Raw genomic sequence first — 20,587 nt, 5'->3', positions numbered from 1 at the left:
GCCAGGCCGCTCAACGTGACGAGGACCAGCATCGGGACGGAACAGGACATCGGCGGCTCCTCGAAGGGTACTTCAAGGTTACACGGACGGCGTCCCCGTTCCTACGGCCTTCCCGTGAGTGGCCGGAGAGCTTACCACCAGTCGACCGAGCGAATCTGTTCGTCCGCCTTCATCTCGAAGGTGGACACGGTTCGCAGGTTCTTGCCGTCCGCGTCGCACACCACGACGTGCCAGGTCTGTTTGCCCTTCCAACTCTCCGGCCGCCAACACGACACGATCTGCTTCCCGTCCGGCGACCACGCCACGCCGAGGCACTCGACATCGAACGGGTTGATGGCGTTGAACTGCACTGTCGTCGTCTTCGGCCTTCCCGGCGGGTAGTCGTAAATGGCGATCGAGTGCTGCCACTTGTCGCTGTCTTTCGTGCGTGCCTTGTAGCACGCGACGGACCGAGAGCCGTCGGGCGAAAGACGGTGGCCCGTTCCCCAACCGGTCGAGGAACTCTCCCGCGGGTGCTCGTAGAGAAGTTTGCCCTCGCGGGTGAGGAGGCTCACCTCCGTTCCCCCCTGGGAGAAGCCCGGAAGGCTCAACGGCCGCGGGACGTGCCGGTACGTCAGGTGGAACTTGCCGTCGGGCGAGACGTCGATCAGTTCGTGACCGGTCCCGAGCGGTAGTTTCTCGCGCTTCCCGGTGACCGCATCGACTCGGTACGCCGGGAAGCCGGTCCACCCCCAGAAGAAGTCCATCTCGGACGTGACGCCGACGAACTGCCGGCCGTTGGGCGACCACGCGACGACCCGGTCGTAGTGGTCTGTCGGGTTCAAGATCGCGACTTTCGGCGGCGTGCCGGGCGTCATCAACCGTGTGCCGTGGGATTCGAGCGGGATCACGCCGCCCGGCCCGGCCCGCCCGGTGCTCGGCAGGAATCGCTCGACTTTCACGCCCGCACCGCCGACCAAGACGCGGCCGGACAGCAACTCCGGGTCGGCCGCCTTCGCCTGCTCGTGGTCGATCCGCTGAAGGTCGCGGCCGGTCGGCGTCAGGTAGCGGACCTCCTCGCGGAAAGTCAGCGTCAACCGACTCGTTTCCGTCTTGTCCACGACGACCTTCGCCGCGGCGGGCTGAATCGGTTGCGGCTTCGGGTCGTCGCCGAAACTCCCGCCGACCACGACGGCCGCGAGGACGGCAACGGCCGTGACAAGTTTCCCGGCCGAGAACGGTGGACTGGTTCGCATGAGAGCCTCCGTCAATTCGAGAACAGGAGCGGGAACGTCGGAGGTGAAGGCCATCGCCACGGTGCCCGCGGCCAGGGCCGAAGGCAAAATTGTGGCGAGCGGCGCGACGGCCGCCAGCGTGAGGCCGCGGGCGGTCAGGCGGGCGGCGAGTAGTCGGCGGGCGGCCGCGAGCCGGCTGGAAAGCGTGCCCTCGGCAATGCCGAGCTGCTTCGCCGCCGCCGCCCGGCTCACCCCGTCGAGTTCGCACAGCACCACGGCCGAGCGGTAGGCCTCCGAGAGTTTCGCCACCTCGTCGAGGACGACGCGACTCACGTCGGGGTCGAACGCCTCGGGTAGCGCGGCCACGTCGGGCAACTCGCCCGCCGTCTCGCGGTTGGCCCGCCGAAACCGCCGCCGCAACGCCTCGCGGCCGGCCCGCACCGCCACCGCGAACAGCCACGCCGAGACGTCGTCGCGGAACGCGACACGGTGGGCCTTCTTGGCGAGGGTGAGGAACGTGGCCTGGAAGGCGTCGTCCGCGTCCGCCGAGTTGCCGAGGATCCGCCGGCACACGCCGAGAACCGCCCGCCCGTGCCGGCGAACGACCGCGGCGAACGCGGCCTCGTCCCGGTGTCGGACGAACCGGCCGAGTAGCTCCGCGTCCGTGTGGTCCGCGGGAGGTGGGAGGTGCGATGCGAAACTAACGAGGGCACCCGTCCGTGGGCTTGGCATGGAATCAACCTCCGAGGGCGGCAATCCGTGCCGCCCACCGAGTAACCGCGCGAAGTGGCGTGGCGCGTCGGTGGGTCGGAGGAAATTAGCGGAAAAAGTCGGCGGCCGTCGAGGGGAATCGGCCTCTACTTCCGCCGTCGCGGGACGGCGTTGCTGGTCACGATGCCCTCGGCCGTCATCTGGGAGGTCTGCGGCAGCGCCTTCACGCCGGCGGAGGTCTTCGCCAGGAACCGCGGCAGGGCGTTGCTCTGACCCCAGGCCACGACGCCGTTCCACATCTGCTTGTGCAGGTACGCGCCCACGTCGTTCTCGCCCTGCGGCAATCGCAGGACGCCGAAACCGCTGCTCGTCTTGTGCTTCGCCCCGTCCGGCGACCAGAGGACTTCGCCGTTCGCCGAGATCGTCAGCTCGGTGGTCAGTTCCAGCACGTTGACCGAGTCGCCGCCGAAGCCGCCGAAGTTGCGGAAGTTCAGCTTCTCGCCGGTGTCGCGCTCCGTGACCCGGATGCCGACTTCGACCTCCGCGTCCTTCGTCACGAGTTCCAACTCCCGCGACTTCCAGCCGGCCCTCACGGCGTCGGCGATCTTCGGCCGGTAGGCTTGGGCCATGCCCCCTTCCACGTCGAGCGTCAGGCCGACGCGGGTGCCGGGCTTCAGCACCGAGCCGGGGCCGTCGGCGATCTCCGCGATCGTCAGGTCGATGTCGTCGGTCGGGAACTTCGCGGCCACCAGCGTGCTGCCCTGCCCGGGGCCGCCGACGGCGTACCACACGCGGTCGTCCGGCCGGAACCAGGCATAGTTCCCGCCGACGAAGTTCCAGACGAACGCCTGCCGCTCCAGATCGTACACCCAGCCGAAGTCGAACCCGACGTAGTTGTCGCCGAGGTAGCCCGGCTTCGGCGTGCTGCCGAGGTTGCCCGCGAACGGGGCTTCGTGGCGGATGCGGCCGGTCGTCGTGTCCCACCGCGTCAGCACCGGGCCGTGCGCGTTCTGGAAGCCGGCCAGCACCTCGCGGCCGTCGGGCCGAAACATGACGAACGAGTTCAACGGCGACTGTTGCGCGACGAACGAGGGCAGCAGGTCGCCGGCGATGGTGCCGGTGGCGAGGTCGATCATCCGCACCGCCCCGTTCTGGATGGCGGCGAGGTATTTCTTGTTCGGCGACAGTGTCCACGCCTTGCCGCCGGGGAGCGACGCCACGACTTGCGGCCGCAGGTCGGGCAGCGACCAGACGGCGATCACGCCCTTCTCGCTGACGGTGACGATGCGGTCGTTCGCCAGGAAGCGGTTGAGAACGAGCTTCCGCTCGGCCTCCGGTTGCCCCTCGTAGGGCTTGAAGCCGTAGGGCTTGCCGCCGCCGTCGAGCGGGAAGAAGTCGAGGCGGCGGTTTGTCACGTAGTCGTAGGCCATCAGCACAGAACCGTCGGCGGTGACGTCTTCGATTTGCAGCGTCGGCGGCAGTTCCAGCGTGGCCGACGTCCGGCCGGTGAGCAGGTCGGCCCGCTTCACCTGCCGCGTCTTGGCCGGGTCGGGGCCGTTCGGCATGAACTCGAAGACGGTGACCGGCTTCGGTCCCGCCGTGACGAAGTACGCCCGCATGTTGTTCTGCGAAAAATCGAGCGGGATCGGCCGCCCGCCGGCGTTCGTCGGCGGGGCCGGGTCGGGTTGGCCGTGCCAGGTGACGCCGACGAGCTGCGGGGCGGTCGCCTTCGACAAGTCGAGTGTGGCCTTCGTCAACGGGGGCAGCATCGCGTCGGCGGCCGTGCCGCCGCTGGCGACGGCGGTCTTCGCGGCGGCCGTCTTCTCGGCGTCGAGGCCGACGACGAGGAGCCGCCGCTCGTTGTTGACGTTCTCCCAGACGACGCCGTTGCCGAGCGTCAAGGCCAGCTTGACGGCGTGCGTGTTGCCGGGGAACTCGAACACGACCTTGCCCGTCTCGGGGTCGGCGGTCGCCTCGCCGTTCAGGAGGATGCCCTTGCCGTCCGCCGACCACCCGACACGGTTGCCGTTGAAGACGTTCTTGATCGTCACCGGCGAGTCGTGCAGGATCTTGCCGGTGGCCGTGTCGTAGATCGTCAGCCGCCGCTTGTTCCACGCCTCGGCCATGATGGCGAGTTTCTTGCCGTCCGGGGACACGGCCATGCCCTCGACGTTCGTGTTCTTGTCCTTCTCCTCCCGCGGCGATTCCATCTTGAACAGCAGCTTTGTGCTCTCCACGTCGTACACGCGGATGCCGCTCTCGGGGGCGTCGAGGAGGAACTTGCCCGTCGGCGTGAGAACCGTCCGTCCGGCCCCCCACGGGCTTCGCTTGTGTTCGACGTTGAAGATCGACTTGCGGGTGGCCACGTCGAACACGTCCACCTCCGTCTTGGTGGCCACGAGCAGTCGGTTGCCGCCGAACTGGAGGGAGTCGGTTTCGCCGGCGACGGCCATCTCGCCCTGTAGCTTGCCGATGGCGGTGTCGAACAGGCCGACCTTGCCCGACTTCTGGCCGGGCCGCCCGCCGATGGCCGCAGCGAACAGTTTGCCGTCATTGCTGAGGGCCGTGGGTGCCCCGCGGCCAAGCGTGTCGAACTGGTCGCGGACGGCCCCGACGGTCTTGCCGGTGCGGAGGTCGACGACGATGCGGTACTCGTCCGCCTTCGCCCCGCCGGTGCGGCCGCCGTTCCGGCCCGCCACGACGAACGGCCCGCCGTGGTCGGCGAACGCGATGCCGCCGTCGAAGAAGTGCGGCGGCGTGGTCACGTTCAGCTTCGGTGTGACGGTCCAATCGGCCTTGTCTTTCGGCGCGTCGAGGATCGACTTCCAGTCTTCGACCGGCTCGGCGGCGGTGGCGCTCGCGGTCAGCAACAACATCCAAGTGACGGCACGCATGGGAACCTTGGGGTGTGGGAGGGCGGTACTCGAAATTGTGGCCGGAACAGCGGCGAAAAGCAACCACTTCACCCGTGCTCCCGATTCTGCGATACTCGTATTCGCCCTGTCCCGGAGACGACCGATGGCCCGCACCGTTCTCGCGCTGATTGCCCTCTCGCTGGCCGCTCCGGTCTTTGCCGACCCGCCGCTAAAGGTGCCAGCCGGGTTCACGATCACGAAGGTCGCCGGGCCGCCGCTGGTGAAGTTCCCCGTCATCGGCGACTTCGACGACAAGGGCCGGCTGTACGTCATCGACATGGCCGGGCCGATCAACCGCGAAGACGTGGCCGCCAGCAAGCCGCTCCACCGCATCGTGCGGCTCGAAGACACCGACGGTGATGGCACCTTCGACAAGGCGGTGACGTTCGCCGACAAACTGCCGTTCCCCGAAGGATGCATGTACCTGGCCGGCAGCGTCTACACCGCTTGCCCGCCGCAGATTCTGAAGCTGACCGACACCGACGGCGACGGCATCGCCGACAAGCGTGAGGTGTGGTTCGACGGCAAGACGCTCACTGGCTGTGCCAACGACCTGCACGGCCCCTACCGCGGGCCGGACGGCTACATCTACTGGACGAAGGGGGCGTTCGCGAAGCAGGAACTCACCCTCGGCAACGGCGAAAAGTTCACCACACGGGCGTCGCACGTCTTCCGCGCCAAGCCTGACGGCAGCGGCCTGGAAGTGGTGATGACCGGTGGCATGGACAACCCGGTCGGCCTTGCGTTCACCGCGTCCGGCGACCTGATCGTGAGCAACACATTCCTGCAACACCCCGCCGACGGCAAGCGAGACGGCCTCATCCACGCCATCCCCGGCGGCGTTTGGGGCAAGGACCACGACCCGATCTACGAGCACCCGTGGACCTCGCCGAAGCTGATGCCGGTGATGACGCACCTCGGCCCCGCCGCCCCGACGGGCATCTGTCGCTACGAGATGCGGGACTTCGGCGACGAGTACCTGGACAACATTTTCTGCGCGCAGTTCAACCTGCGGAAAGTGAGCAGTCACCAACTGGTGCCGACCGGATCAACCTACCGAACGATCGACCGCGATTTCGTGACCAGTGACGACCCCGACTTCCACCCGACCGACGTGATTCCGGACGCCGACGGATCGTTGCTCATTATCGACACCGGCGGCTGGTATAAGCTCTGCTGTCCAAGTTCGCAATTGGTGAAGGCCGAGGCTCTCGGCGGCATCTACCGCGTCAAGATGAAGGGGGAACACGACCAAAATCCGCTGCGAACGGAGCAAAAGTTGGACCGCAAGTCCGAACTGACCCTTGCACTGAAAGCATTTCGCTCGGGGATTCCGGCCCTTCGGGAGCGGGCCATCGCGGAACTTGCCCGGCGAAAGCCTGCGGATGTGGTGGACGCGCTGGACTTGATGGCGAATTCGTACACCCCGATTTGGTCTGAGGAAGGAATGCTCGCGTATGCCTTTCTCCGCGTCGGCACGCCCGAGGCCGTGACGGCAATCCGCACCGGCCTCGAAGGCCATACCTTCAGCGGCGACGGCTACGCGGCCGCCTGCCGTTCGCTCGGCCTCGTCCGCGATCCGAAAGCCGTGGACGTTCTCATCAAGCGGACCAACGATGCCCCGCGGGCGGTCGCCGAAGCCCTGGGGCGGATCGGGTCCAAGAAGGCCGTCCCACACCTTCTCTACATGCTCGGCCGCGTTGATGAACGGCTTAAGGAGCGCGAGCAGCGAGGCGAGAACGATCAGCACCTCGACCACACTATCGTCTATGCGCTCATCGAGATCGGAGACTACGATACAACCGCCGAGGGGCTGAAGAGCAAGACCGCTCGCGTTCTCCGCGGCGTACTCGCGGCCTTGCAAGCGATTGACGCGAAGCGGTTGAAGTCCGCCGATGTACTGCCGCACCTGTCGTCGGCCGACGCCGACCTGCGCGAAACGGCATGGTGGATCGCGGCCAAGCACACTGATTGGGGTAGTGAACTCGTCGGCCACTTCCGCGAGAAGTTGGCCGCGAAGCTCTCCGACGCTGAGCGCGAAGACCTGACGAGCCGCCTCGCGAAGTTTGCGAAGAACGAGGCCATGCAGAAGCTGCTCGCCGACACGGCCGCGAACCCGATCAGCCTGCGGGCGATGGCACGGGCTAACCTGAAGGCGACGCCCGAATCGTGGCCGACCGCACTCGCCGCAGGGATGAAGGCAAACCCCGCGGATACTATCGCGACGGTTCGCGCACTGTCGATGAAACGCCCCCCGACGGAATTGGCCGACGCACTCCGGCTCATCGGAGCAGACGCGAAATTGCCGTCGGGCCTTCGCCTGACCGCGCTCGCCGCACTGCCGGACCAGGCGTTGACGCCGGACGACTTCGACTTCGCACGGTCCTTGCTCGGGGTCGAGTCGGCCGCAGCAGACGTGATACTTCGCTCGAACCTGTCGGCCCCTCAACTGGCGAAGTTGGCGACCATGCTCAACACCGCCGGCCCCGTCGAACGTGCGAAACTATTGCCCGCCTTCACCAAATCGACGGACGAAACCGTCGGCCTCGCCCTCGTCGCCGCACTCAACCAGCCGAAGGTGCGGGCTGCGATCCGCTCCGAGCAGGTGCGGCCGATCCTCGACAAGTACCCGGCCGCGGTGAAGGCGGAGGCGGCGAAGTTGTACGCCGTCCTCGACGCCGAGATTCTCAAGCAGCGCGAGAAACTGGAAGCACTCGTGAAGGAACTGCCGCCCGGCGACGTGCAGCGCGGGCACAAGGTCTTCAACAGCCCGAAGGCGGCGTGCGCAACGTGTCACACGATCGGCTACGTCGGCGGCAAGACCGGCCCCGACCTCACGCGAATCGGCAGCATCCGCACCGAGCGCGACCTGCTCGAGTCGATCGTCTTCCCGTCGCTGAGTTTCGTGCGCAGTTACGAGCCGGTGAGTGTCAACACCCTCGACGGCAAGCAGTTCAGCGGCATCCTGAAGAAAGACGCCCCGGACGAAGTGATCCTGGTGACGGCCGCCGACAAAGAGGAGCGAATCGCTCGCGACAACATCGAGTCGCTGAAGCCGGGCACCGTGTCGATCATGCCCGCGGGGTTGGATCAGCAGTTGTCGAAACAAGACCTGGCCGATTTGGTGGCATTCTTGCGGGCGAGCAAGTAGGTCGACTTACCCCAACCCTACGGCGGCCCGCCATGTCAGGTCGGTCAGCGGGTCCCACCAGACGCCGACCACGACCACCGCGGCCGTGAGCAGGAGCAGGTACAGTCGCACCGCGACGCCCTCGCCGAGCGGCGTTTCATCCGTCGGGTCGTCGAGGGCGACGGCCTTCAGCACCTTCAGGTAATAGCCGGCACTCACGACGGTGTTCACCACGCCGGCCGCGAGGACGACGTTGAACAGCGTGCCGAGCCATGGGTGGCCACCGGCCGCGTGAAAGGCCCCGGTGCGGTAGACGGCCGTGAACACTTGAAACTTCCCCGCGAACCCGGCCAGCGGCGGCACCCCGAGCAGGCTGAACAAGAACACCGCGGTACAGACCCCGAGGACCGGCGAGCGCTTCAGCAACCCCCGCGCAGCGTCGATCTCCTCGGAGCCGGTGAGGCTCCGCAACACGGCCACCACCGCGAACGCGCCGAGCGTCATCGGCAGGTAGCCGGCGAGGTAGAACAGCACCGCCGCTGCGGCCGGCCGCTGAATGCACGCGATCGCCATGAGCATGTACCCGGCGTGCGCGATCGTCGAGTAGGCGAGCAGCCGCTTGAGGTTCGTCTGCACCAGAGCGGCGACGTTCCCGAGCGTGGCCGTCAGAACCGCGACCCCGGCCAGGGCCGCGGACACCGTCTCGGTCACGGCCGGGATCGGCACGTGCTGGAACAGCACGAACAGGAGCCGTAACGTCAGGCCCACTGCCGCCGCCTTCGACGCGACGGCGAGCATCGCCCCGACCTCGGCCGCCGCCCCTTCGAACACGTCCGGTAGCCAGAACTGGAACGGCAGCACCGCGAGCTTGAACCCGAGGCCGACGAACAGGAACAGCAGACCCGCCGTCAACGACAGGCTGAACCCGCCGGAGCGGAAGGCCGCGCCCAAACTCTCGGCCGCCGACGGCAGGTACGCCGTCCCCAACTGGCCGACCAGCAGGCTGATGCCGTAGAGCATGACGCCCGACGCGGCCGCGCCGTAGACGACGTACTTCAGGGCGGCCTCGCTCGACCGGCCCTTCCCCTTCAGGAAGCCGGCCAAGACGTAGCTCGGCAGGCTGGCCATCTCGATCGCGAGGAAGACCATGATCAGGTGGTTGGCCGACGCCATGAGCATCATGCCGAGGGTGCCGCCGAGCAGCAGGGTGACGAAGTCGGCCGAGTCCGTGGCGTCCGGCAGCCCCGTGAGCCGCGTGAGAGCGAGGACGAGGGCGGCGGTCAGTAGAAGGAAGACCCGGAAGAAGTTCGCGAAGGAGTCCAGCCGCAACAGGCCGCCAAAAACGGCGGAGTCCTGCGCGTCGCTCGCGACGAGGCCGAGCGCGACGAGCGTGAGCAGCAGGGCGAACGGCACGAGTTGAACCCGCGTGGCCGCCCGAAAGAGCTTGGCGAACAAGCTCCCCACGATGCCGAGGCAGAGCAGCAACTCCGGCCCGAACCGCAGCAGGTCGTGCGCGAGGGTGGCGTCCAGCCGGGCGAGTTCGGCGTCGAGGGGCATGAGAGGAGTTCCCCACGCCCGCCCGTCGTGACGGGCGGGCGGACACGGTCACGTCAAATCTTTCCCGCGAATCTGGGCCTTCAGCACGTGCTTCAGGCGGCCCTCGATCTTCTCGTGGGCCTTCTGAATCTCCTTGTCGCCGAGGGTGCGGTCGGCGGCTTGGTACGACAGCGCGAAGGCTAGCGACTTCGTGCCGGGCGGGAGGGTGTCGCCGCGGTACACGTCGAAGAGTTCCACGCCGGAGAGCAAGTCGCCGCCGGCTGCGACGAGTTCGGCCTTCACCTTCTCGCTCGGTAGGTCGTCGGCCACCACCACGGCGAGGTCGCGCTTCGCCGGCGGGTAGGTCGAGAACGGCCGGTACGGATAGCGGTCGGGCACCAGTTTCAACACCGCGGCGAGATCGAGTTCGGCCACCAACACGGCCCGGTCCTTGAACTCGAAGGCTTTCGCCACCTTCGGGTGCAGTTCGCCGAACGTGCCGACGGGCTGGCCGGCAACGAGCAGTTCCGCCGCCCGGCCGGGGTGCAGGTGCGGCACTGTCTTCACCGTCTGGAACGCCACTTTCGGCAAGTGCAGGTCGGCGGCAAGCTGTTCAACGACGCCCTTCAGGTCGTAGAAGTCGGCGGCCGGCAGCTTCTCGGCCGGTTGGTCCCATGCGGCCGTGCCGCGGCGGCCGGTGAGCACGACCGCGAGACGGGCGGGTTCATCCGGCAGTTGACCCGCGACGGGCAGGAAGACCGGGCCGAGTTCGAACATCGCGACGCGGTCGGTCGATTCGAGGTTGGCCTTCGCGACGGCGAGCAGTCCCGGCAGCAGCGTGCGACGCAGGATGCCGCGGTCGGGGGAGATCGGGTTCTTGAGCGCGACCGAAAGCCCGGGCACGACCGTGCCTGGGCTTTGCGGGTTCAACTTCCCCTCGGCTTCCTCGGAGGAGAGAGAATACGTGATCGCCTCGCTCAGCCCCTCGTTCACCAGCAGGTCGCGGACGTGCTCTTCGAGTTCCAGCGTGCGGTTGCCGATCGGCGGCGGCATCTCCTGGGCGAGCAGCGATTCTGGCAGCTTGTCGTAGCCGCTGACGCGGGCCAGTTCTTCGATCAGGTCGGCGGCTCCCGCTTGAATGTCTAGCCGCGTCGGCGGCGTGGTCACGGTCCAGCCCCAGAGCGTCGGCTCGACTTTGAACTGCAACGCCGTCAGCACGCGCTCGACTTCCTCTGGTGGCAGTTCGAAGCCGAGGACGCGGTGAATCTCGGACTTGTTCAGCTCGATCACCCGCGGCGGGAGCGGGGCCGGGTAGTTGTCCACGACACCGCTCAGCACCTTGCCGCCCGCGTGTTGGTGGAAGAGTTGGGCCGCCCGTTTCGCGGCGGGACCGACGACTTCCGGGTGAACACCCTTGCTGAAGCGGGTGCTGGCTTCGCTGAACAGGTTGAACTTGCGGGCGGTCTTGCGGACCGAGACGAAGTCGAAGCTCGCCGACTCCAGCAGGATCGTCTTCGTCGTGGCCGTGACTTCGGTGTCGAGTCCGCCCATCACGCCGGCGATGGCGATGGCCCCGACCGTGTCCGCGATCACCAAGTCTTCGGGCGACAGTTCGCGGTCCTGGCCGTCGAGGGTTTTGATCTTCTCGCCGGGCTTCGCGCTGCGGACGGTGATCGTCGGCACGCCGCCGGCGCGCTTCACGAGAACATCGTAGTCGAAGGCGTGGAGCGGTTGGCCGTACTCCAGCATGACGTAGTTCGTGATGTCCACGGCGTTGCTGATCGGCCGCATCCCGGCGTACCGCAGTCGCGAGCCGAGCCACCGCGGGGCCGGGCCGATCGTCACGTCGCGGATGATCGTGGCCGAGTACCGCGGGCAGAGCTTCGGGTTCTCGATCTCGACTTTGACGCTCGCCGAATCCGCGACCGTCGGCACGCTCAGGTCCGGCTCGCGGACGGTGCCGCCGGTGAGGGCGGCGACTTCGCGGGCGATGCCGAGCAGCGACAGGCAGCGGGCCATGTTCGGCAGCACGTCGAGTTCCACGACGATGTCGCCGAGCAGGTCTTGCAGGGGCGTGCCGGGGGCCGGGTCGGCGTCGTCGAGGATGATGATGCCGTCGTGGTCTTCGGCGATGCCGAGTTCGAAGTTCGACATGCACATCGCGTCGTTGTCGATGCCGCGGAGCTTTTTCGGCTCCAGGGTGAAGACCGTCTTCTTGCCGTCCTTGTCGGTGTAGAAGTACCGCGACCCCTTCAAGCCCAGCACGACCTTCATCCCGCTCTGGCCGGGAGCGATGTTCGGGGCACCCGTGATGACCGTCTTCGGCTCGCCCGCCCCGTAATCGACCGTCACCATCTTCAGCTTCTCGGCGTCGGGGTGCTTCTCGATCTTCAGCACCTTCGCGACCACGATCTTGTCGCGGTCCCACGGCAGCCCGGCGTTCTCGGCCTTCACGCGCAGCCCTTCGGGGACCGGCAGGCCGTAGACATAGAGCCCGGACGATTCCAGGCCGGCGAGGGTCAGGCGTTCGACGAGGTCGGCGGGGTTCTTCGGCAGTTCGACGTAGTCCTTCAGCCACGACAGCGGCACGAGCATGGTCGGTCCCTTCCCATTTCGAATTGAGCCATGCTATGAAGAGGGGCCGACCGGCAGAAGGGGTTCGCGTCAGGTATCGACGTTGACACTTCTCCCCGAAAATGCTACCTGCCGCGAAATTCTTGCAGTCGTACTTCGGGGGGAGTATGCGCATCCGAACGCCACTGTCCGTGGTCGTGCCCTGTTACAACGAACAGGCCGTCCTGCCCGCGCTGCACGAACGGCTTTCGACCGTGTGCCGCGGATTGGGGACCGACTACGAAATCGTCTTCATCAACGACGGTTCCCGCGATGCAACCTGGGACGCGATGGCCGACTTGGCCGCCCGTGACCCGCACCTCGTCTGCGTCAACTTGTCGCGCAACTACGGCCACCAACTCGCCCTCTCGGCCGGCCTCCGCGAGTGTACCGGCGATGCCGTCGTTGTTCTCGACGCCGACCTGCAAGACCCGCCGGAACTGCTGCCCGACATGCTCGCGGTGATGCGCCGCGAGAACGCCGACGTGGTCTACGGCAAGCGGGTGTCTCGGGCCGGGGAGTCGTGGCAGAAGCGGGCCTTCGCACGGCTGTTTTACTGGGGGCTGGCGAAGCTGTCGGAGGTGCCCATCCCCCGCGATGTCGGCGACTTCCGGTTGATGTCCCGCCGCGTCGTCGAGGGGTTGACGGCGTTGCCGGAACACCATCGCTACATCCGCGGCATGGTGAGCTGGCTCGGGTACAAACAGGTGGCGTTCGAGTACCACCGCGAACCGCGGGCGGCCGGCCTCTCGCACTACAACTTCCAGCGGATGTCCCGATTGGCGCTGGACGCCGTGACAGGGTTCTCCGTCCGCCCGCTGACGTTCGCCCTGAAAGCCGGCGGCGTCTGCCTCGCGGCGGCCGTGCTGACGCTCGCGGCCGCACTCTGGAGTTGGGCGGGCGGTAGCGTGCCGACCGGTGGCCTCCTCGCGGCCTTATTCCTGGCGCTCGCGGGCGGTCAGTTCCTAGCTATTGGCATCGTCGGCGAATACCTGGGGCGAATGTTCTCGGAAGTCCGCGGGCGGCCCCTGTTCGTGATCGACCAGGTGCTCCGCTCGACGCACGGGGCGATCCACCCGCGGCGGGAGGCGGCGTGATGCTCGCCCGTCTCCGGGGGCGGCTGTCCGTTGCGCTGCTGCCCCCGCGACCGCAGTTCGGGTCACTCGGTCCCGTTCTCGTCGCCCAAGCGGTCGCGCTGTCGCTCGTGGCCCACTGCCACTACGCGGTGCGGCCGCCGACGCGCACGGAATGGATCGCCGCGGAACTCCTGCTCGGCACGCTGCTGTGGCTCGCCGGGCGGAAGGTGCTGTCGCGGATCGTCGCCCGCGTTCGGGAGGCGAAAGCCCGGTGGACTGTCTTCTCCGTCGGCGTGGGAACGGCCCTCTGGTGGCAGGGGCAGGCCAACAACACCTTTTGGGTTCTCCCCCAAGACGTGCACCCGATTCTGGAAGTGGTCCTCTTCACCGCCCACGCCACTGTCGCGGCCCTCGTTTTCGCGAGCTTGCTGGTCGTCGTCGCGGCCACCGATGGGCCGGTGCCTCACCGCGAAGTCCTGCACAACCGGGTACGAAACTGGCCCGGGATCGCACTGTTCGCGGCTGCGACCGCCGCGTTCGCCGGGTGGTACGTCGCGCAGGAGCGGCTCGTCTATTTCGCCGACGGCATGTACCAGTGGACGCTGGCCGCGGACTGGAGCGATCGGCTCGCGCGGACCCCGGCAGACGCCTGGCGCGCGTTTCGCGTTTCCGTCCAGCACGGCGGGTACACGCTCCTGCCCGGAGCCTTGCCCGGCCTGGCGATGGCGTTGCTCGGCGACGCCCGGGCGGTGTTCGTCGGCGCAGTTGCTGCTCTCTACCTGACGGCCACCTACGCGGCCGCGATCGGGTTCGTCCGACGAACGACGGGTGACGCGCGATTCCTCGGCCCGCTCGCGGCCGTGTTCCTTTTCTCGATGCCGCTCGCCTGGATACCGATTCTGCAAGGCTACCCGGACATCGGCGGCGTGCCGTTGGCCGTCTTGTCGCTATGGCTCACCGCCGGCCGACCGCGGGAGGAACTGCGGTGGCCGCACCTGTTCGGCACGGCTGCGGTGTTGGTCACGATGATCCTGTTCCGCCGGTGGTACTCGTTCTGGGCCGTCGGGTTGATGGCGACCACCCTGCTCGACGGCGCACTCGCGGCCGCCGTCTGCCTCTTCGCCCGGAAGCCGAAAGAGGCGTGGCAAGCCGTGCGGCCGGGGGGCGTGTTGGCGGGCCTTTTTCCGGTGATTCTGGCGGCAGTCGCGTGGCCGGTGATGCCGGGCATGGTCGGCGCGAACTACGCCCAGATGCTTTCGGGTTACCGCAGCGCCGACCCGTTCGCGGCCCGCCTCTGGATCACTCTTCAGGAAATCGGCGTCGGATACGTCCTGCTCAGCGGGGTGGCCACGGCGTACCTCGTGGTGACGGGAATGGCCCGCCGCCCGGTGCTGTTCCTACTCGGCGTGACGGCCGTGATGGTCCCGCTGTTCTACCGGATGCAAGACCCGAACCGGCACCATCAGTACCTCGCCCTGCCGGCCCTGTTGCTGCCGCCACTGATGGCCGCCTCGCGGGTGCTGGCGACATTGCCCCGTTGGCTTGCCGTGAGCGTAATGGCGGCGGTAACGATGGCCGGGGCGATCAACTTGCTTGGGGCCGTCGATGCGGGTTGGGACGCAGTTCGCAAGCGGTTCGCGCCGCTCACTGCGACCTATCAGTATTCGCCCGTCGTACGGTCGGATCTGGCCGAGTTCCAACGCCTGCTCGACTTCGTGACGACTCACACGGCCCAGACAAGCAAGGGCTTCGCAGTTCTCTCCAGTTCGGAGCACCTGCACGCGAGCATGTTCCAGTCAGCCGCCCGCTCGCTCGGCACGCCGTTCCCGGCCGCGGCGGTTCAGGTTCCAACCCAGGAAGTCGATCATGTCCACGGCTTTCCCGTCGGCCTGTTCCGAGCCGAGTTGGTCATCGTGGCCGACCCGCCCCAAGTCCACTTGTCCCCCGCCGAGCAGCAAACGATCGTGCTGCCCGCCCGCCTGTTGCGGGATCACGAAGGGCTGGGCCGAGCGTTCGAACGCCTACCCGAGCGGTTCACGTTGCAGAACGGCGTGACGGTGACACCGTACCGGCGAACGCGGCCCCTCTCGGCCGACGAGTTCGCAAACTTCTGTGAGCAACTACGGCAGGCCCACCCCGACGACCCGTTCGTGTTCCGCCCGCCGACCTGGGCCGGGGATTTGCTCGCGGCACCGTAAACGCAAGAAGCCCCCGGCATAAACCGGGGGCTTCTTCAATGCGGAAGAGAGGACTTGAACCTCCACACCCTTGCGAGTACCAGAACCTGAATCTGGCGCGTCTGCCAGTTCCGCCACTTCCGCTTCCCCTAGTTTCTTAGCGATCTCTTCTCCCTCGTCAACTGCTTCGCGGGCGCGGGGCAGTGAATTCCGCCTTTCGGGGCAGTGAATTCGGCTCGGTATCGGAGAGGTAGCTGGAAATGGCAAGGACGACAGACGGGCCGTGGTTCCGCGAATCGAAGGATACGTGGTACGTCACGGTAGACGGAAAATCGGTCTCCCTGCGGGTCCGCGGCGAGAAAAACCGACCCGAAGCGGTGCGGGCGTGGCATCGACTGCTGGCGACTAGCGGACCACCCCGTCCCGCCTCGGCACCGCCGGGGCCATCGCCTACTCATTCGCCGTCGCCCCCCGTGATGCCTTCCCTACCCCTCGCCGAAGTGGTCGCCGACTTCTTAGCCGACGCCCGGGGAAGGCTAAAGCCCTCGACCGTTGCCCTCTACGCCGCCGACTTGGACATCCTCTCCGCGACCGCGGGGACTCAACCCCTGGACGCGATCTCTCCGGCGCTTCTGACGAAGTGGTTGGCGGGGATGCGACGGTGCGGTCCGACAACGAAAGGGATGCGGCTACGAAGTGCCTCCGCCTTCTTCGGCTGGGCCGTGCGGATGGGTTACTGCCCTGACAACCCGGCGAAGAAGGTGGACCGGCCGAAGGAGCGCAGCCGCGGGGCCGAGGCGGTCATTAGCGACGCGGATCGGGAGAAACTTCTCGCGAAGGCTTCGACGGCCCTGACGCGGGTGTTGATCGTCCTCCACGGCACCGGCTGCCGTCCCGGGGAGGCGGCGAAGATGACCGCGGCGGACGTGCGAGATGGGATTGTCGTGCTGAGCGATCACAAGTCGGACGGGACGGGGCGACCGCGACTGATCGTGCCGTCGAAGGAAGTGGTCGCCCTGCTCCGGGACCTCGCTGCGGTGACGCCCACGGGGCCACTGCTTCGCACCGAGAGGGGGAACCCGTGGACGGGGCGGAGCATCACGAAAGCCGTGGTTCGACTTCGCGGACTGGCCGGCGTAAGCGCGACGGCCTACGGGTTCCGCCACACCTTCGCCACCGACGCCCTCGCGAGGGGCATTCCCGACGCGACGGTCGCGGCCCTGCTCGGCCACTCCTCGACGGCGATGCTGCACAAGCACTACTCGCACCTGACGAGCCGCCCGGACGTGCTGAAACAGGCGGTGGATCAAGTGCGGAAGGAGGAGCCGCCGCCACCTCCCCCGCCCGAGGAGGTCGGCTAACAGGGCGGCGTCACCGCGGGGACGTGTTTCCAGGCTCTGCCTCGGGCCACGTCCCTCGCCTGCCGCTCGCTGACGCCGAACTCGGCGGCGATTCGCACCCACGTCACCCCGTCGGCTCTTCTGAGGCGGATGGCCGCGACTTTCCCCGCCGTCAGCTTCGCCTGCCCGTGCGATTCCCCTCTGGGTTGCCGCCCCTTCGCGACCATGTCCGCGGCGTTGTCGGCGGCCGTTCCCGCGGCCAAGTGGTCGGGGCGGACGCAGACGCGGTTGTCGCAGCGGTGGAGGACTTGGGCCGCCCCCGGGTCGCTGACGGCGAGGGCGTAAGCGAAGCGGTGGGCGAGCCAGAGCCGGCCCCCGACGGAGATGACCCCGTACCCCTTCGAGTTCGTCGCCCCCGCCCACTCCCAGCAATCGTCAGCGCCCACGCCTCTACGGACTTTGCCCCAGAAGCGGTCGGCGGCGATTGGGGATTGGGCGGCGTCGCAATCGAAGGACATCAGAACCCCTCAGAGACAGAGAAGGGGCTGGGCACCAGCCAACCCCGTCCACAGGAACGCCCCGGCTCCGCCGACGCCTACTTCGACGCCGGAGCCGACTTGGTCCGCGACCCAGACCGATTCGAGGTCGCCGTCGCCTTCGCGGTCGGCGTCGGCGTCGGCGTCGGCGTCGCCCGCCGCAGCGGCGGGGGCGTATAAGCGGGGACGCCCTCGACGACCATCTCCCAGGCCCGGCGGGCGAGGGCGTCGGGGTCGCCGGCCCAAGAGGCGATCAAACCCCCGAGGAGCGCGAGGTGGCGAGTCGAGGAACTGATCCGCGGGTCGGCGGTCGCGGCGAGGAGCCACGGGGGGAGGGCCTTCGGGGCCTCGGCGGCGAGGACGGCGTCGCGGTGTAGCCGCCACGCCCGCTCCGCCAGCGACGCCCCCGGCGACGCCTTCGCCGCCTGGATCAAGACGCCCACGTCCGCCAGCAGCCGCTTCGACCCGCAGACCGCCGGGTCTTCGAGCGCGGCCCAGACGAACGGCGGGCCGGCCGCGAGGGCCGCCTTCGCGACCGCCTTCTGGGCCGCCGCTAGGGTCGGGTAGGTCCCCAGGAACCGTCGCCGGCCCCGGCGGTCGTCGGCGTGGGCGACCCAGACGCTGGCCGCCTTCGCCCGGGACACCCCGGGAACGCCGCGGACCGGCCGCGGGGAGTGAGACCGGGCGGCCCGCTTGGACAGAACGACGAGGTTCTCCCGCCGCACGTCGAGGGCGTCGAAGTTGCGGTGGGCGACGGCGCACCCGCGGGGCGGGTTCGCGACGAGGGCGGCGGCCGAGACGGTCCGGCGACGCCCGCGGCGGCGAAGGCTGGTGATGGCCCGGACCGAGTTGCCGCGGGCGTCCACGGCCCAAGGGCGGGCGCGAGGGCGTCGAAGTCGGCCGCGTCGCACCGCAGGGCGTAGCCGTGGGCGAGGGGGATGGTCTTCGGCTCCGTCGCCGTCGGGGTCGGCGAGGGCGAAGGGGTCGGGGTCGGGGTCGGCATCAGATGATCCTCGGTGAGTGGTCGGGGGGTAAAGTCTGCGGGGGTGGTTGGAGCTTCGCTCGGCTCCTATGCGGGGACCGCCCGGCCCATCTTGCGCAACATTTCCGCGATCAGCTTCTTCTGGGTCTTCAGTTGGAACCGACCGAAGACCTTCGCCACCTCGTCCTCCAGCGTCCGCCGATCCTTCCCTTGGATCGCCTCCACCTCCCGGTCCTTGTCCTTCACGAACGTGATCCCCTCGACGCCGTCGCACTTTCGCACGACCTCGTTGAAGAGGGTCGCCGGCAAGGCGCGGGCGGCGTTCCACAAAACGCGACGCGCCGAGAAGAAGGTCCGCGTCGGTTCTGGGTCGCCCTCGCACCGCCGGCTGTGCTTCCGGAGCGAGACGAACATCGCGTGGCCGGCGGCGCGGGCGTCCCCGGCGGATTCGAGGAAGGCGGCGAAGGCAGCGCGGGCGGCCCAGTCGTCGGGGTGGGCGTCGAGGTGGTTCTGATACTCGTCTTCGGTCGTCGGCGTGGGCATCGATTCTCCGGGGGCAGAGTGGTAGGGCTGACTGCTCGTGGTTCGCGGGGCAAAGCTGGGGACGGAGGCTTACCCGCAGAGCGGGGCGTCGGCGGTCCGAGGAGCCGCAGATTGCGCAGCCGCGAGCTTTGCTTCCTTCAACTTTCGTCGCCGCGTTTGCTCCCTGATCCGCTTTGAAGCGTCCTTCTTCTCCTTCAGGCGGCCCTGGTGATACCGCGACCCTTGATCGACGCACTCGCCGTAAGCTCGGGCGAAGTTCTTTCGACTCCGCTTCTCAGGGCCGGTATTCGGTTCCTGGATGCAAGGGGGCGACCCCGATAGGCCATCGTCGCCGGTCCAATCCGGGTCGTTCCACCGCCGCAGACGTACCAGCAGTTCCCGATGGTGTTCCTCGGCCTTGCCGCGTTGGTGGCGGAGTCGGGCGCGGGTCCACTCCGCGACGATGAGTGAACCGCTACGGCTGACGAGGTTCGGATACGTCGCGATGTAGGCGTCCAGGGAAGAGTAATCGCGCTCGTAGACGAGCCGGAGATAGCTCTGGTCATCGACTGACAGAACCTTCGCGACTTCCTCATCCGCCTCCTTCCCGCCCTCGGCGCGCAACGGATCGTAGGCGAGGGGCGGTTTTTCACCGACCCGAGGAGGCGTCACCCGCGGCCCGTAGGGGGCGAACTCCCAGAGCCGGAAGGGGGCGTCATCCCGACGCCCGACTTCGTGGAAATCGGAGTCATCACCGCGGGGGTTGTAGGAGGTAACTAACGCCTCACGGGCGACCACTTTCCTCTCGGCTTCGGTAATCGCCTTCGTGAGCGCCTTCCAGGCCCATCGCTTCCACTCTTCGAAGTCGTCGCCGGTCGGGCGGTCGGGGTGGACGGCGGCGACGAGAGCGGCGTCAGTAACAGCCGCCTCCGCATCAATCGCCTGGAGGATTTTCTTGTCCCCGACCCGAACCCAGGCGTCATCGCCGTCCAGCCTGCGGGCAACCTTCTCCCAGTCGGCCAGATGAGCCACGCACTCCTCGATTTTCCGGTGCAGTGCGGAGTCCTTCTCCGGGAACGGTGCGAGTCCGTTCCCGAGTTCGGCTGTGAACTGCTCCCACCACTCCCGCTTTTCAACTTCTTCAATCACGATCGTTCCCCCTTGAAGTGAATCACCCCGCCCGCGACTCAGCGGGACCCCCTCACGAGCAGCGGCCGGCGAACCCCCTCGGGCCGGTTCCGCAGCGCCCGCCGCTTCGCCGCCGGACTCGCCTCCCCGTCGTACTCCGGCTCCCACGCCGCGTAGTCGCGGGTCGTCTTCGCGTAGTTCGGCACGAACCCGGCGTCGGCCATTGCGGCGGCGTAGCGGTCCCGCATCCGCCGCTCCTCGGGGACGGGGTACTCCACGGGCAGACCCTGGAGCCAGCACGACACGGCGAACCGCGAGAGAACCTCGGGGGCGGTGTCGTCGTCGGGGAGGTCTACATCGACCGTGAAGCGGTTGCCGTCGATCGCGAGGCGGACCTCGCCGACGGCGTCGAAGAACAAGTCGGCCATACAGCAACTCCTTCAGATGCGGACGCGGGAACCCGGCCGCGGGCGGAAGCCGTCCACGGGGGCAGAAACGAAGCGACCCCGCTGGGGGGCCAGCAGGGTCATAATCGAGAACGAAGTAGATCAGACGGAACAAAGCGGGGGCGTCACTTTGACGCCCCCTCGACAGACGCGAAAGCCCTCAAGGTTTCGCGGTGATCTCCCCTACTTGGCTTTGGAGCCTTCGCGGGAGTTCGGCGTCAGAGCCTTTTCTAAGCCGTGGCGGGGCAGCCTGCCCTCAAC

General features: G+C 67.8%; 13 protein-coding genes and 1 tRNA gene. 4 read left to right on the top strand and 10 right to left on the bottom strand.

Features of this window, described 5'->3' with window-relative positions:
* Positions 1-131: 131 nt before the first annotated feature.
* Positions 132-1,946 carry a sigma-70 family RNA polymerase sigma factor gene (locus tag PX52LOC_RS05735; RefSeq protein WP_149109191.1) on the bottom strand — a complete coding sequence of 605 codons (1,815 nt, stop codon included), beginning with the start codon at positions 1,944-1,946 and terminating at the stop codon, positions 132-134.
* Positions 1,947-2,071: 125 nt separating this feature from the next.
* A complete protein-coding gene (locus PX52LOC_RS40270) occupies positions 2,072-4,819 on the bottom strand; it encodes a hypothetical protein (protein ID WP_168218827.1) in 2,748 nt (915 codons plus the stop codon).
* Positions 4,820-4,943: 124 nt separating this feature from the next.
* Between PX52LOC_RS40270 and PX52LOC_RS05730 the strand changes: the two genes are divergently transcribed.
* Complete coding sequence (locus tag PX52LOC_RS05730; protein WP_168218826.1) at positions 4,944-7,991, top strand: PVC-type heme-binding CxxCH protein; 3,048 nt, start codon at positions 4,944-4,946, stop codon at positions 7,989-7,991.
* Between the two features lie 6 nt (positions 7,992-7,997).
* On the opposite strand, the gene PX52LOC_RS05725 is transcribed toward PX52LOC_RS05730, so the two are convergent.
* A complete protein-coding gene (locus tag PX52LOC_RS05725; RefSeq protein ID WP_149109189.1) occupies positions 7,998-9,527 on the bottom strand; it encodes an NADH-quinone oxidoreductase subunit N in 1,530 nt (509 codons plus the stop codon).
* 48 nt (positions 9,528-9,575) lie between these two features.
* Positions 9,576-12,101, bottom strand: a complete 2,526-nt coding sequence (gene pheT / locus PX52LOC_RS05720; protein ID WP_149109188.1) for a phenylalanine--tRNA ligase subunit beta — start codon at positions 12,099-12,101, stop codon at positions 9,576-9,578.
* A 146-nt stretch (positions 12,102-12,247) separates the two neighbouring features.
* On the opposite strand from pheT, the gene PX52LOC_RS05715 reads away from it, so the two are divergent.
* On the top strand, positions 12,248-13,216 hold the full coding sequence (locus tag PX52LOC_RS05715; protein ID WP_149109187.1) for a glycosyltransferase family 2 protein: 969 nt from the start codon (positions 12,248-12,250) through the stop codon (positions 13,214-13,216).
* Complete coding sequence (locus PX52LOC_RS05710; RefSeq protein ID WP_149109186.1) at positions 13,216-15,393, top strand: hypothetical protein; 2,178 nt, start codon at positions 13,216-13,218, stop codon at positions 15,391-15,393. The genes PX52LOC_RS05715 and PX52LOC_RS05710 overlap by 1 nt, the downstream gene beginning before the upstream one ends.
* 39 nt (positions 15,394-15,432) lie before the next feature.
* Here PX52LOC_RS05710 and PX52LOC_RS05705 read toward each other — a convergent pair.
* Positions 15,433-15,516: transfer RNA gene (locus PX52LOC_RS05705), tRNA-Leu, on the bottom strand.
* A 332-nt stretch (positions 15,517-15,848) separates the two neighbouring features.
* Between PX52LOC_RS05705 and PX52LOC_RS05700 the strand changes: the two genes are divergently transcribed.
* A complete protein-coding gene (locus PX52LOC_RS05700) occupies positions 15,849-16,733 on the top strand; it encodes a tyrosine-type recombinase/integrase (RefSeq protein WP_168218825.1) in 885 nt (294 codons plus the stop codon).
* Here PX52LOC_RS05700 and PX52LOC_RS05695 read toward each other — a convergent pair.
* The 5 genes from PX52LOC_RS05695 to PX52LOC_RS05670 all read right to left on the bottom strand — a co-directional run bounded on the left by PX52LOC_RS05695 (position 16,730) and on the right by PX52LOC_RS05670 (position 20,308).
* Positions 16,730-17,230 carry an HNH endonuclease gene (locus PX52LOC_RS05695; RefSeq protein WP_149109184.1) on the bottom strand — a complete coding sequence of 167 codons (501 nt, stop codon included), beginning with the start codon at positions 17,228-17,230 and terminating at the stop codon, positions 16,730-16,732. The two genes, PX52LOC_RS05700 and PX52LOC_RS05695, sit on opposite strands and share 4 nt — an antisense overlap.
* 77 nt (positions 17,231-17,307) lie before the next feature.
* Positions 17,308-18,114, bottom strand: coding sequence for a hypothetical protein (locus PX52LOC_RS05690; protein WP_149109183.1), 807 nt, complete (start codon positions 18,112-18,114; stop codon positions 17,308-17,310).
* Between the two features lie 203 nt (positions 18,115-18,317).
* Positions 18,318-18,773 (bottom strand): hypothetical protein, encoded by a 456-nt coding sequence (locus tag PX52LOC_RS05680; protein WP_149109181.1) that lies wholly within the window; start codon positions 18,771-18,773, stop codon positions 18,318-18,320.
* 69 nt (positions 18,774-18,842) lie between these two features.
* Positions 18,843-19,901, bottom strand: a complete 1,059-nt coding sequence (locus PX52LOC_RS05675) for a hypothetical protein (protein ID WP_149109180.1) — start codon at positions 19,899-19,901, stop codon at positions 18,843-18,845.
* A 38-nt stretch (positions 19,902-19,939) separates the two neighbouring features.
* Positions 19,940-20,308 carry a hypothetical protein gene (locus PX52LOC_RS05670; RefSeq protein WP_149109179.1) on the bottom strand — a complete coding sequence of 123 codons (369 nt, stop codon included), beginning with the start codon at positions 20,306-20,308 and terminating at the stop codon, positions 19,940-19,942.
* Positions 20,309-20,587 lie beyond the last annotated feature (279 nt).

Source organism: Limnoglobus roseus, from assembly GCF_008254045.1.
GTDB classification, from domain to species: Bacteria; Planctomycetota; Planctomycetia; order Gemmatales; family Gemmataceae; genus Limnoglobus; species Limnoglobus roseus.
This window is presented reverse-complemented; position numbering and strand designations above follow the sequence as displayed.